Annotated in this window: 13 protein-coding genes; 4 read left to right on the plus strand and 9 right to left on the minus strand. The window is 38.0% G+C overall.

Features of this window, described 5'->3' with window-relative positions; genetic code table 11:
- Positions 1-12 precede the first annotated feature (12 nt).
- The 5 genes from T525_RS0108670 to T525_RS0108695 form a co-directional block, all read right to left on the minus strand.
- Positions 13-390, minus strand: a complete 378-nt coding sequence (locus T525_RS0108670; RefSeq protein ID WP_027406877.1) for a hypothetical protein — start codon at positions 388-390, stop codon at positions 13-15.
- Complete coding sequence (locus tag T525_RS0108675) at positions 387-1,220, minus strand: hypothetical protein (RefSeq protein WP_027406878.1); 834 nt, start codon at positions 1,218-1,220, stop codon at positions 387-389. Before T525_RS0108675 ends, T525_RS0108670 begins: the two co-directional genes overlap by 4 nt.
- 12 nt (positions 1,221-1,232) lie before the next feature.
- Positions 1,233-1,967 carry a hypothetical protein gene (locus T525_RS0108680; protein ID WP_027406879.1) on the minus strand — a complete coding sequence of 245 codons (735 nt, stop codon included), beginning with the start codon at positions 1,965-1,967 and terminating at the stop codon, positions 1,233-1,235.
- 204 nt (positions 1,968-2,171) lie between these two features.
- Complete coding sequence (locus tag T525_RS15665) at positions 2,172-3,164, minus strand: helix-turn-helix domain-containing protein (protein WP_051533515.1); 993 nt, start codon at positions 3,162-3,164, stop codon at positions 2,172-2,174.
- A 373-nt stretch (positions 3,165-3,537) separates the two neighbouring features.
- Entirely contained in the window at positions 3,538-4,038 is a 501-nt protein-coding gene (locus T525_RS0108695; protein WP_027406880.1) for a hypothetical protein, read from the minus strand.
- Between the two features lie 318 nt (positions 4,039-4,356).
- Here T525_RS0108695 and T525_RS15670 point away from each other — a divergent pair, with 318 nt between their 5' ends.
- The 4 genes from T525_RS15670 to T525_RS0108715 all read left to right on the plus strand — a co-directional run bounded on the left by T525_RS15670 (position 4,357) and on the right by T525_RS0108715 (position 8,162).
- A complete protein-coding gene (locus tag T525_RS15670; RefSeq protein WP_051533516.1) occupies positions 4,357-5,016 on the plus strand; it encodes a helix-turn-helix domain-containing protein in 660 nt (219 codons plus the stop codon).
- 98 nt (positions 5,017-5,114) lie between these two features.
- Positions 5,115-5,270: a hypothetical protein gene (locus tag T525_RS16540; protein ID WP_198022667.1), complete on the plus strand. Its 156-nt coding sequence runs from the start codon at positions 5,115-5,117 to the stop codon at positions 5,268-5,270.
- A 252-nt stretch (positions 5,271-5,522) separates the two neighbouring features.
- Positions 5,523-7,577, plus strand: coding sequence for a phospholipase D family protein (locus tag T525_RS0108710; protein WP_027406881.1), 2,055 nt, complete (start codon positions 5,523-5,525; stop codon positions 7,575-7,577).
- Positions 7,578-7,580: 3 nt separating this feature from the next.
- Positions 7,581-8,162, plus strand: coding sequence for a hypothetical protein (locus tag T525_RS0108715; RefSeq protein ID WP_027406882.1), 582 nt, complete (start codon positions 7,581-7,583; stop codon positions 8,160-8,162).
- Between the two features lie 116 nt (positions 8,163-8,278).
- On the opposite strand, the gene T525_RS0108720 is transcribed toward T525_RS0108715, so the two are convergent.
- The 4 genes from T525_RS0108720 to drmA form a co-directional block, all read right to left on the minus strand.
- A complete protein-coding gene (locus T525_RS0108720; RefSeq protein WP_027406883.1) occupies positions 8,279-8,689 on the minus strand; it encodes a very short patch repair endonuclease in 411 nt (136 codons plus the stop codon).
- A 102-nt stretch (positions 8,690-8,791) separates the two neighbouring features.
- A complete protein-coding gene (locus T525_RS0108725) occupies positions 8,792-9,493 on the minus strand; it encodes a phospholipase D-like domain-containing protein (RefSeq protein WP_027406884.1) in 702 nt (233 codons plus the stop codon).
- A complete protein-coding gene (gene drmB / locus T525_RS0108730) occupies positions 9,475-11,247 on the minus strand; it encodes a DUF1998 domain-containing protein (RefSeq protein WP_198022668.1) in 1,773 nt (590 codons plus the stop codon). Before drmB ends, T525_RS0108725 begins: the two co-directional genes overlap by 19 nt.
- Entirely contained in the window at positions 11,247-14,729 is a 3,483-nt protein-coding gene (gene drmA / locus T525_RS0108735; RefSeq protein WP_027406886.1) for a DISARM system helicase DrmA, read from the minus strand. The genes drmB and drmA overlap by 1 nt, the downstream gene beginning before the upstream one ends.
- Positions 14,730-14,733: the final 4 nt, after the last annotated feature.

The raw sequence follows: 14,733 nt of genomic DNA on the forward strand, positions 1-14,733 counted from the left end.
CAAAATCAACCCCTATCCTGCTAATCTGTACACAATCATATATGTCTTGGCTTTAAGATTAACGAGATAAACATAATTGTACAATAACCCCAAATCCCAATCTGCATCTTCGGGAACAGCGTGCTTGAAATCATAATGAAATTGAAGTTTTAAATAGGTATCATCTCTTTTTTCAAGGTCTTTTACATCAATAAGCGACCGTGATGTAACCATTACAACCTCATAATTATCAGATAGCTTATGATTTTCCAGTGGCTTGTCCCACCAACACCACCTGGTTCTTAAAAATCCCCCGTTGTCATCTGAGGTATATAATATGTAGTTATAAAAAGCATCCGTCCCAGGGATTATAATTTCAGAGACCTGCTTTATCAAATCATGTAATGTCACGTTTTTTTCACTTCGCTTTCCCCCATTAGCTTTGGCAGCTCCTTCAGCAATTCGTCCTTTTGTGCCAATAGTTTCTCCTCGTCCTTAGGAGAAGCATTTTCCTCGGATACCAGCTTTTTCTCCCCCGGGGCCAGCTCAATGGTCCCCACAGGAGTTTTGAAAATAAGAGGTGCTTCCCCGACATTGTATAAATAGACGGAAAAACCATCAGTGTCAAAAGAATAAAATTCTATAGCCCCCTGCCCTGGATTTGCAGTTGGAAAATAGCGAATATCTATTTCCGATCTGCCTAGAGATTCGTCATAAATCAACACACTATCCATAAACATTCCCAAATGAGGAAAGGGAGTCAGATGTGCAGTATGACCGTCACGGTTATAGGCCCCATCCACAAAATTAAGGTTATTGTCGTTTTCGTTAAAGGCCAACAGAATTGTATTTGGCTCCTCCGGGGCATGAAGCAGATTTTTATTTGCTTCCCTCGGTGCATTGATATGTGCCCTACATTCTGCTTCAACCTTGCCCCGAACAGGCTCCGGCAGCACATCAAATGGGGCCTGTTTTTTTATTTTGCACTCATCAACACTGCAGACATAAATTGAATTTAATGTATGGATATGAAGCGAATTGCTTTCTTCCACAAACTCCAATTTTCTGATAACTGATGTGCGCCACTTTGCGCTGCCAGAAGGCTCAGATTTATCCAACATACGGCCATGGGCAATATAAAAATAGTCCTCCTGCCCAAGGTATTCCACGCCCTCCAATTCCTCTATAGCATAGACATTGGTTGGATGCCTTGTAATATACCAATCAAATAGCTTCTTCATAATAACCCCCGCTTATCTTTTCCTTATCATATACGGGTCCCATTCTATAATCTCCTCATAGCACTCATCACAAAATGGTGATACCCACCGCAGATTATCCCGCATGGTTCCCTCAGCCCCGCACATGACACAAGTATGTTCACTGCGTTCAACGTATTTGCGTTTAATCTGCTTCAATTTTTCATGGCGCATACAATCATTGTCATACCAACGAAGTGAGCCGAACTTCTCCTTGATCTGAATGGCCCAATAGCCCTCCAGCAGCTCCTCTTCAATGAGGAACTGCTTTATTTCCCTGCAGATATCCTCACCAAATGCCTTCTTCCAGCCCTTTGGCATAGGGTCAAGCATTGTATAGCTGTAATCCTCCCCGTCCAATATCTCCCCGGTTTCACGGTTTCTTGGTATTAGGAAGGGATATTCCTTCATTAATCGCTTGTTTTCCTTAATGCACTCCGCTGTCTTTTCCTCGGCGCATTCCATAATGACATCCTTAAGGTGGCGGATATGGCTCACATGGCTATATGCCACATCCTTTGGAAAGCCGGTCTTGTATATAACCCTTCCCCTTGGCATATCCATCTGTAGTGAATTGAAGGAGCCCATTTCCTTATTCCACTGCCTGACGAAAACGCTGACGTGCTGCTCTCCATCATCTGATGTATATATATTGGAGAAGGTTATTTTTGTGCCGTCGGGAAAAGCTATATATTCGTGTCTCTTGGTAAAGCCTACAAATCCGTCCATTATGATTCCTCCTATCGCTGAAAGCCTTTGTTTATCTAATGATATCAAACCTCTGAGGCCCCATCAATCAACGTATTGACTGTGTTTATGCAGTCAAATTGAGTATTAAAAATAGAAAAAATTTGTGATAATACTCACTAAAAAAAAATGCCCCAGCTTTTTCATTTTGCCAGGGCAACAAATCTCATATCCATCTTCACATCGTTATAGTATTGGCGGATTACTTCCCATACCGATCAGAAACTCTTCCATAGTCTCAGTTGCGCTATATTCCATTCGGAGGTTATTTAAGCCATACGTATAAAACAGACTTCGCATAGTTTCAAACGGGCCTATCATAATACCCATTTCCTCGTCACTCAGTTCCCAATGCTGTTTCAAATACTGTTCCACCACATAATTTCTTTTCCCCTTATACTTTCTTACTTTATTGAGAATGTCTTGTGCCACTTCTCCACTTAAATCATATTCATCAATTTCTCCGCCCCAACTGTGTGCTATGGAGTAAATTGCCTGAAATATGCTCTCAAGCTTACGGTTAATGGATTTAATTTCTCCCCTGCAAGGGATTCCCGAAAAATATAGTTCAAATATAATATGAACGATTCTTTGCTCCAAGGGCACATCTGAAACTTTTCGGCATTCAGCTATTTTATTTATAACTGAATAATCATATTTCAGACTATCACATAAAATCCTTGCTTCCATGGTGTACTGTGCCTTTTGGGCTTTATTAAATATTTTTTCGCGTTGCTTGGCGATTTCTTTGCCCACCTCGTCTTCAATATATTCATGTATCCTGGCTTCCAGATTTTGCTTTAGCTGGCTGTACCATTCGCGTGATATCTTCATTATTCCATTGTTAGTTACCAATTTACACAGATTTTCTTCATCAGTATTAAAATCTATTTTATCGTAGTTCCATAAATAGCTTTGTATTGAATCATGAACCAGGCTCAAATAAGCATCACTCTTTGAATTGGTAAGCAGGCTGTCAACTGTAATGTCCAAGGAATCAGCTATCTTTAAAAGCATTTCGATATCAGGCTGTCTTTTATTGTTTTCATATTGACTGTATGTAGTATATGGGACATTTAATGCTTTAGCGAAAGCCGCCTGAGTACTATATTTATTGCTTCTTGCCAATCGAAGGTTGGCTCCCAAATTGTATCTCTTGCCATTGCTGTTTGGTTTCATTCTTTATCACCTCCACATCTTGTCTATATCATATATCCACAATGCGAGAAGAATCAATAAACATTTTGCGCATTTTTAACTCAATATGAGTATATTTAATGGCTTGTTTGAATATTTCAGGCAATCAAAAAGGGGCCTCACGGCCCCGAAAATTTTGGATTAAAACCTCTAAAATCTATACAAAAAGAGGGTTCCCAAGACACCACGCCTATGATCACTTTTTTCCCGGTGCGGACACTTCATATACTCTGTGTTCTGTCCATTCACGTACAAGAAAAATACTGGCTGCCGCGTCCAACAACATCTTCGCTTCCAAGATCTGCCAATTGTTACAGGAGCAATACTCAGGAAGCCCTCTTCTTGCCAAAATTAATTAAACCTCCACGGTTGTTTCCAGGTCCAGGCGGTCTACCTCCGTTGAAAGCTTTTCAGCCTCATCGGAAAGCCGTCTTGCCCGTTCTGCATATTTCCCAATATTATAGGTGGTCACATCCACCAGCTCAGTGCAATCTGAACTGAAGGAGCCACGCTCACGCATTCTCGGATTCTTGGAGCCCAAAACATTGCAGCATTTAGCCTCCTTGCGGAGCATAATGGTCGTCTCGACCATGGTGGCGATATCCTTGTCATCACCGTTGGCGGTGGCACCAACATTGGCCAGACGGATAACTCTCCCCACCTCAATGAGCCGCTCAATGCAGTCATCAATCTTCTTGGTGACCTCATCCACCGTCACATCGATGAATTCCATGGGATCCTCCCCCGGCATTATTGTCACAACAGCCACGCTATCCCGCTTCTCAACGAGCCTGTCCAGCTCCTTGCCCAGACGTGCCTTCAATACTCTTGCTTCCTTCAAGGTCATCTTTTCCATATTATTACCTCCAGTCTAAATCTGTCAGTCATGTTTCACACATCTGTAATTGTGATGCTTCCATCTATCCTTTGACTACTATGATAGCACCGAATCAGCCCATACAGCAATCAACGAATTGAATGCAAAAATAATGCTATTTGAAGAACTGCATTTCTTTTGTGGCTATTATATCAAGCCTTAGGCAATTGTAAAGGAAATGGTGGGCAAATAAAATACCAAGCTACAGTACGTTTGTTTTGTAAAAATCATTGTATACTATTTTATGGATAAACAAATAACGGTAACCTGATTCTCTAATTGAAAGGGATGGATTCAATGGATACAAAGGCAATCGGAGAAAACGTGAAATTTTATCGTAAGCTTCGAAAGTTAACTCAAAAAATGCTTGCTGATAAGGCAAATATGACACAACAAAATGTGGTATTAATCGAAAAAGGGAGTACTATGCCGCCGCCTGATACATTGGAAGCTCTTTCGGATGCCCTTGATGTACCTTTGCCAGATTTATATTGTGATGGGGAGAGTTATCACATATCCTTTGATTTTACCCCATACTATGTGGACCGTATGAGCCATGAAGCCGAAGAGGTCCAAGAGGTTATGAGACGGACTCTTAAGGAATGTAATAATGAAATGACCATTACATTAAAGCTTTCCCGCAGCGAAATGGATAGCTTCAGGGCATTAAACGGTGAGAAAAGAGATCCCGTAAAATTTTGGTCCTTCATTGATGAATATGGCCTACAATCTGCCTTGGATACCCCCTCTGACTACGTTTGGTGTTTAAATAAGCTTAAGGAATATAATGGCGACAAAAAACGGGTATCTGGGGCTTGGGCTGATAAAATGATGAAAAAAACTGGCCTCAACGTTACTGTTGGCTTCCCACATAATGTAAACAGCCCCTGGCTTTGCTCCAAGGATTGGCTGGAATACTTATCTCTAATTGGTTTTAATATTATTCTGAGAAAGTAAATACAATTACAGCTTGTTTGCTCATAATCGCCTCCTGTTATATCTTCATTGTAGATGATGTAGGACATCTCTAAGTTTTTTGAAGGGAGGCGAACAGAATGGCAAAGGTTTCCGGCAACACTCATACGCAGGCTCAAATGAACCACCATGCAAATCAAAGTAATCCTAACAACGCTACTCATACAGCAGCAGCCAACAACCATGCGAACCAGTGCAATCCAAACAATGCCGCACATCACGGTGGCAAGAAGTAAGATATTTTAAAATTATATAGGTGCAAAAATACTCCCTGAGCAGTAATGTTCAGGGGGTATTCTGTTTTCCAGGTATATTTTGAGCTCGTTTCTTTAAATTGCTTAGTAACTCTTGCCTTCTCCACCACAACAATCACCAGTTTTACTGACTCTTTTTAGTTTAGTCCAAAAATGTTGAAATATTTTTAGACTAATGATATTATTTGTCTATAAATTAAAAATCTTTTTCAGACGAAGGGGGTAGTATTCATCATGGAACAACTCAATTTATTTGATGTAATTGAAGGCAGCAAAGATAATGAAAATCCTTCAGAAAATGATCTATTGAAATGTTATCGAACGGAATTTATCCGAACTGAAAAAATGACTTTGGAGGATCTTTTCCACGGCTTCAATCAAATAAGAATTATCACTTTCTCTTATGATTTGGATTTTATCAATAAAATCATAAAAAATTTTGATTACGCAGAAATTATTCTTGGCGCAAATTTTAATGTTTCAAGAGATGAAAAGTTGAATGATTTGCTGACAACTGCCTATACAGCTGCTCGTGCAATCCGACGCATTCCTGATCTTACAGAAATGTTTATAAACGGAAATATACGATTTCGCACACCTAATTTAGTCATAGACCACCGCAAAATGTACCTCTTAACATCTGATGATGGTACAAGAACAAGAGTTATAAAACCATCAGCAAATCTTAGCACAGCGGCATGGAACAATACACAACCCGAAAACTACGAATTTTACGACACCCCCGAGGGCTATGATGAAAATTTAAAAGATTTTGAAACAGCCTGGGATATGTCAGTGGATATTCCGCTTCATGTTATTGCCTCCAAAAAAGCTGATGATCCAATCGAAGGAAATGCCATTTTGAAGAGTGTAAAAGAGACCGGAAAGGCTATTGTTTTACAAAACGATCCAAGCCCTCTTTCAATTAATATCGTCAAATATGTAATGGACTGTGAAAAAATCAAGGAAGAATATAGGGCTTTATTGAAAGGCAATACCCCTAAGGCAAAAAACGGTAAAATTGAAATCAAACCAAAGTTAGTTGAAAAAATGAAACTAACTCAAAAAAAATCAGAAACGAATGTAACTGTAAACGAATTTGTTGAAAAATATCCTGAACTGACTTTTGATTTTGAACAAAAATCTGCATTTCTAAACGGTGAAGCGCTAGATTTGTCTCCATCAGATGAAGATATACGGAAAGATATAAACGAATTGCTCGGTATTTTTTCAAATTATGACTCATTTACTGGTGATACAGATAAATTAAAAAAAATACACTTTAAGATGTTAAACGCCATCTTTTCATCACCTTTTAATGCGCCATTAAGATGTACGGCTGTTACCAAGAGAATCAGTACATCAAGTTTGCCATTGTTTTTATTAATAGCATCTAAGGGAGCAAGCTGTGGTAAGACTTTCATGATTACAGCAGCTTTAAAAATGATGACCGGCAAATTTGTTAATGTGGCCAAAAAAGAAGATTACTCAAAAAACGCTAAAGAAAAAATGGCCGCAATACAGGTGGGAAGTAAAGGCGTACCATTCTTTATAGATGAGATAGACAACAGATATATAGCATCAATAGCAGAAAGCATAAAAAATGATGATTCATGCGAAAATAATCAACGTGATACTCAACCAATGATTATTTTTGCCTCTAACAATGTATTGGAACCATCAGAAATACTGCGTAAACGTATGGTATTTAATCGCGTTGATGGCGGATTGCCTAGCTCTATAGATCAAAGTGCATATAAAAGCAGAGGAAATGCCATCATAAAACGTCTGGGAACTGCATTTTATAGAAAATATCTAAGTTACATGATAGATGCAGTAACAAATGAATTGGATTTCCTGATGAAAGGGGATTTCCCTGACGACTATTATCCTGAATTGATGGGTATATCATCTGACATTATAATCCGAATTTTGGAAGAATATGGATATGATATACCGGATTACGTACAACATTTATCATGGGATAATGACTATAGTGTTAATGCAAAATATATCTCAGATGATGTTATCACTGAAATAAAAAAATTGTATAATAATCATAAGTCATTGTTCTCATTTACTGAAGAAACAGTTACAATAAAAATGGGTGACGATTCTAATAGCAAAAGTAAATGCAACTCCTGGGCAAATTCATTACCAACAGAATTTGAGGCTGAGTACCTTCCTACTAAGGATGGCGTTATTTTTACTATTAATCGTAAAGAATTAGAAAAAAGAACGGGAATAAAATTCAAAAAGAAATTATTTAACCTATTTCCGTGGGAGTAAGTCATGCAGGCATTTATATATGCAAAAAATACCGATAATCTTGATAATTTCTCTGATATGATAAAGGTTTGTAAATCTTTGTGCAACGATTTTCAGCTTATATGCGAAAACAAGCGCAGTTTCAGGGAATTAGAAAATTTAAAACGCAAACTTAATGGTAACGATATCGTTATCATCAGTTCCCTTGCCGCACTGGGATTAAGTGATGCCCAAAAAGCTACTCAGTTGGAATGGTTTATAAATAATGCCAGATTATTGATTATTAAAAGTATCCCTTCCACATATGAGTATAATATCGGACAGCCTATTAACCAGGCTGTACTAAAAACAGTTTTGCAATCTGTGCTTGGAAGCTCCAATAATATTGCGGTAATGCCCAAAAAGAACAATTCTGGCAGAAACAGGGTTGCATTTCCTGATAACTGGGACGAGCTGTATGCCAAATGGGAAAACAAGGAAATTTCATCGAAACAGTTCCTTGAAGAATCCGGGCTAAAAAAAGCGACTTTCTATAATCTCATAACTGAGTACAGGGAATTACAAGAGATTAACAAAAAATATATTACAAAATACGGTATCTCTTAATCCGTAAACTTTCTCTCCTTTTCCAAGGTAAATACAGAGGGGCTGCCCATGATGACTTTTCATCAATGCGGCAGTCCCTTTTTATGTTGTTCAATTTGCTATAATTTGGCCAAGACTTAAGGCAGATACTTCATTATTTCAGCAATTACGCCGTCTATATCTTTTTTTATATCCGACTCCCAGAACCGAAGCACCAGCCACCCCTTCTGAGTCAGCTGGTCGTTTACTTCTTTGTCCCGCTCCACGTTTCGGGCCAACTTCTTTTTCCAGAAGTCCTTGTTGGTGGCCACTTGTTCCCCCGGGTCCTTTTCATGACCACGGGCGTGCCAAAAATCACCATCCACAAAGACAGCTATTTTATATTTTGTAATGGCAATATCAGGGGAGCCGGGAAGCTTCCGCCAGTTCTTGCGGTATCTGATGCCCCGATGCCAAAGAGCAAGGCGGAGCATCTGCTCTGCCCTGGTGTTTTTTGATTTTATACTGGCCATATTATGGCTGCGCTGCTGTTTGGAAAATGTGTCCATCACTCAACCTTCTTTTATGACCTACAATATCCGTCATTCCCACACGACGATTTAAAGAAAAAGCTCTATGTTGTTCGTTGGTATATGGCAAAATAAACCAACCTATGCTGTTGGATTCAGCCTATTATATATGTGCATTCGAACCAATTCTTTAAACAATTCCTCAATCTGCTTAGACTTAGCCACCGAGTTAACCAGAAAACCCATTTCAATATTTCCCGTTAAACCGTGATAAGAAAGATTGGCAGACGATACCAACACCTTTTTTGAATCAACAATCAGTATTTTTGCATGAGATGCTGCCATCTTGTCATCCTTATTCTTCTCATATTCATAAAACTGAAGATACTTACTCCGATATGCCAACATTCTATCGAGTGCAGCCTTATTTTTTTCAATATCATTCACATAAAATCTTACATACACTCCCTGCTGACTCTTAGAAATAATACTGTCCAGCATTCCAGTAAAGTAATCGGATACTGAGTACCCTGTCATAATTATACTTTTCCCTGCGTCTTTAATCAGCTGTTCGAAAACATCTTTTGTCTGCTTTATTTTTATGCTAAATTTTTTGGGTGCAGTAATAACTAAATCAATTGTTTCTTTCTGCTTCATGTTATACATTTCAAAGCAGAGTGACAATATGTCATTAATTTCCTCTTCTGAACAACTTGGAAAAAGCTTCCTTATCTCGTCTATTACATCACACAAAACCAAATCTGTTCCCTGAAGTGCATATGCCTCAATTGATTGAACAATCTTCGATGCTAAATATTCAGCTTTTATACATGAATTCCACATAATACACCTACAAGCTCCTTAAAGTACCCCATCTCTTCGTGTTCTGGTAATGGTATAACTAATACACGATCCAAAAGCCTATTTCCGTTTTCACAAGCAGTTTCTGATATCATAGTACATGAATGACACGCAGCTCCATTAATTCTGTCAGATGTTGGGTGCTTCATAAAGCACTCTGGATCCGTTGTACATGTGAGTCCATTCTCAAGGGCCCCTTTTAACAATGGGATTAACTTTTCCATTGAGCCCAGTTCAACCAGCCCCCCAAGAGAGCCTTCCTTGTCTGCAGCTCCAGTATAGATCAAAAGGCCACACATCTTATCACTGCTATAGATTCTTTCATGCAATGCGGACGAAGAATACCCTGACTGTATTGCCATCTCCTTGATGAGCATATGCGATAATGTATGTAGAAGAACATATTTTCCATTTCTAGGTTTAAAGTTTTCCCATCCTTTGCCCTTACAATACTCTTCATAGCATGCTTTATATTTCTTTGAGCGTTCACTTACCTTGTCATTCTGAAGCCATTTAGTAACTGTATCACGATTAAACTCAATAAAAATTCCTTCTCCATTAATCTCAACTGCCGGCAACCACTTCTCAGTTCCCGCTGATTTAAGCTTGACAACATGTTTTTGATCATCTACATCTGGTTCTGGCATTTCCAATCGAGAATATCCCAATAGTACTCGAACCTCACGCAATCTATGTATTTTGATGACACGGGAGAAATATTTTTTTAAACTATCTTTTACTTCTACTTCTTCAGCTTTAAAGTACTTAACATCATGCTGAAACTCTACTTGTTGGTGGTGTGTAATAGCATTATACTCCATCTCTTTAAGTTCAACATAATCTCTGATATTCTGTTCTAACCTCTTATATGCTTCATCAAATTCTTTACGAGTATATTTTCCCTCAAAGAATTTTTCATATCCCTTTAACAAACCATCATCTTTGCCTAATACATCTATTAAAAGTTCGATTTCTTTCCTATGTTCTGAAACCAAATCATTAATTGGATTGGTCCAAGGTGGTATCGAGATGGCCGTTCTTGTTACTGGAAAATAGACATTTGATGCGCCTCGCTGACTAGGTATTAACGCTTTTTTACAAACCTTCTTGGGAGAATTAGGCCTTTGAGGGTGATTACCTGAGCAATTACATCCATTAAAGTTTTCCTTTTGCATAGCTCCGCTCATACGCCTTTTCTTACCACAGTCGCATTGAACCTCTAATTCCGCTAATGATGAAGTTGTTCCAAATGATTTTAGATACATATTTTTTTTGCAAGTTGTTAAACCCTGATGAGTCCACCAACGCCACGGGAAATCATCCATATGTCCATCTTCGCAAATTGATATAAATCTAGCTGGATATGCTGAATAGCTACAATTTGGACATGATGCAGTTCCTTGTCGTTTTTTATATTGCTCAACATACAACGGTTTCTTGAATTCATCTCTTATATCAAATATTCTCTTACATTTATCATTTGTACATACATGCACATAAGGAAATGAAACAACGGGAATATTTTCTCGCCCTTTTGTACTAGGCATATAAAAATGTCTTACCCCCATAAATGAAGCTAATCTAGCATCTCTAATTTCTTGACCAATATTATTTGTATTCCAATATCCAATATCAAGAACAGTCAAAGAATCATGAACTGCATCCATGATTGAACCTGGTCCATATGTTGTTATTAATTGATTAGGTCGGATTTCTCCAAGCTTTTTTTCAAACACTATGCCTGTCCTCCTTCCTCATATAGGTAAACTGCAGATGATTGTTCCACATCACGCATTGAATTCAATGTTGGCTTTTCTTTGTCAGATGATACTTGTCCGTAGTAACTAAGTAATCTTTTATTATTTTCAGTATTCGCCACAAAATAATATAAATTACGCTTTTTAGCAAACTCCTTCCAAGTACTTATAAATGCATTCATATCTTCTTCAGCCGCAACATATGCTGATGGAGCCACAACAGCAACACGATTAAGTATTTTCTGCTTTACCTCATTTAACGCTTCATCTGAAATTACAAGAATATTTGATGCTCCCTTGTTACCTGCCATTGCTTCATTTTGAAGCCTTAACAAGGCTACAACTAATGCATGCAATACTCTATCTCTTGCTCTAGCAGCAAATGGTGTCGCTGTTGTTCCTTCTACATAGCGGTACATTTGGGAATGAAAACCAACAAAATTCTCATAATTTGACAAATCTCGCGGTCGATATGGGTTATAAACAGTGAATATTATTCCTGGGTATTTTCTTCCGACACGGCTAGTTGCCTGAATATACTCAGAGTTTTGTTTTGGCTGTCCAACTACAGCCATTAATCCTAGACGGTCAACATCCATACCAACAGCAATCATATTAGTTGCTGTAACCACATCATAACAATTCTGTCTCTCTTTTCCAGGTATAAACGGTTCTGCAAGCTTTTCCAATATCTCTGCAATCTGATAAGATGGTATTCTTGATGTAATTTCTTTCTTACCATCAAATCCTAAATATCGCTGCCTTGCATTTTTATATTTCTTTTTTAAGACCTTCAGGCGGCTGCTAATATCGTCGTCAAGAAGTCTAACCGCACCACCAAGTTCTCGAATAGAATTGAAATATCCTACCAATGTGTAATATGGATCGACAAAATCTTGGTATTGAGGATCCTCGGAAAGTATAAATGCTTCTTGTAATAAAACAGAATAAAGACGAATTAATGTAGTCTTAACAGATTGTCCGCTAGCACACACACCGACATACTGTCTAAAAGGTTTTTCACCCTTGTTCAACATATCTTTAATGTCAGCCTCGCTTAATTCATCAAGATTTTTGCTTATCAATGGAACCTCTCGAATAAAATATGAATCACGAGTGTCAAAGCCCTTTGGTGGAAATTGAGCATAATCTCCTCGGGCATAAAGGCACTTGATTTGCTCTCCTGCATTTTTGATTGTTGCTGTGGAAACCACATATTTAGGGCGAATCTTCACACCATTCCTTTCTATACAGCACATATCTTCTACAACAGTCTCGTAACCACCATAGATTGTTCCTAACGGTCCAGAAATAAGATGTAACTCATCTTGAATAATCAACTCAGGTGGATAAAAAGGTTTGCACCCTTCTATTACACATGCCTCTAATTCATTAGCAGCATCCTTATTGTGTCTTTTCCCCAGTAACTCTTTATCATATCCAATTGCTTGATATCCATGTCTAGGGCAACGTCTATCTGTTCTACCAAATAGCAAACCAACCTGCTCAGACCATGGAAGTCGCGCAAACTTATCTACAGTAGAAATAATTACAGTAGGGCACTGTGCATATATCTCTTCATCCACAAGATAAACTGGAATTGATTTTTTTGAATACTTACAATATTCATTACCGCAAGTAATCATAACTGAATGGGATTTTGGTTTTATATCATAATTATCCCGTTTAATTACACGCCCGCAATAAGGACAACGAATAATCTGCTTAGTGACTTTACGAATAAACTCTTTTCTTGAATATTCATCTTTCTCATATTCTTCAAACCTATTTGGTGTTACACCTCCACCAACCCAGAAGCCAATTGAAATAGGTGTTTTTCCAAATTCCGTAGCTCCTTTTTTTTCACTACGCTCGCGTAAATCTTCCATGGCTACAATAAGCTTAAGAAGTCTATCTCTTTGCTGAGTTGTAAGTAAACGAAGAGTATATCTAAGAAAAACGGTTACACCACCATCCTTCTCATATACTACTTCATCACTTGCCGTTAACCTGCGATATGCTACAGTAAACGCAATAAGGCCTAAATATGCCTCTGTTTTGCCACCACCTGTTGGGAAATATAACAAGTCTACTATTCTACGATCATCGCACTCAGTATCCATTAATCCCTTGAGATTTAATAATATAAATGCTATTTGGAAAGGCCTCCACTCACTATGATCTTGCTTTAAACCTTTTTCAGGAATATCCTTCATATAATCACGAAGGCTACAAGAAATACCACGTCCACAATCCTTAGAATATGCTGTTATACTTCTCTGAAGGTACATAGCTTGATTCATAAAAGTAAAAGCTTTAAAAGCCCTTTCATCTTGCTCGATTAAATCTATACCATCATTCATTCTACGAAGTGCTTCTTCACATTTTTGAATAATATTATTTCCAGTGTTTACAAATGCATCACTCAACATTTCTGGATTTTCTTTTAGTTCGTTCTTAATCCAATCGCCATATAAAGCTGTCAGAAGTCGTAAGTTTGCAATGCTTACTTCTTTTTTCTTAGGCGTTCCCAGTTGCAGCATAGAAAAAGCATTATCTGGTACATCCGATACTTGAGAACTTACACTAGGTATCTCATGATCAGGAATAAAAGACGACTTTATCAAATAAGCAAATTGCTCTTCTTCCTTTTTCTCCCAAATGGCAGCACAACCACGGCCCCTACCATATACTGGCCGACCTTTGTAGTAATATTCATCTTCAAGTTCTTTTTTTCTACAAATGTACTCGGGTATAAATATCCCCTTTTTACTTGGAGATGAAACTTGAAGCTCTACTTGAAACATTACATGTTCATATTCCTTTTCTCCGCTTCCCTTATCGTTATTATGTAGATATACTGATACCATTTTATAGCCATTATCCAGGGGCATCTGTATAACATAAATAGAAACATTTGTATTGGTTTTTAGTAATAATTTCTTTGTACGTCCAATAGCATTCATGTCAAGATGTAAATTTTCAACTTGTTGCTCCCGAACATATACTTGTCGCTTCTTTTTTTTCTGATTTGCCTCGGCTTCTTCTGAAGATTCCTCTATAACTTCCACCTCCGAAAATTTATCTGATGAATATGTTCCCCAATAAACATCAACATCTAAATCGCTTGTCTCAGCAGCAATATAAAATGATATACCAATAGCGGATGGCTTTTTAAAACCACCCTTTGATGTTTCCTCAGGTTCTTCATCTTCCAAAACTACTGACTCTGTCGCATTCCCATCGGCATCTAGTCTACCTTCCGTAAACTCGATATCATTATAGTTTTCATCCTCTGTAATTGTTGAGTCAGCAGGGTAAAGCATCCCTGTTATGTAACTACTAGTTGGAAGCTCAGTAAGTGCTTCATTTTCTGACGTTGGACCTATTAAATCCATTCGTACAGCATCAAGCATCTTCTTTCTTACTTGTGCATATAAATAATCACTGCGCTCAGCCATTGTA

Origin of the sequence: Anaerovibrio sp. RM50, assembly GCF_000622005.1 — a bacterium.
Classification (GTDB): Bacteria; Bacillota; Negativicutes; order Selenomonadales; family Selenomonadaceae; genus Anaerovibrio.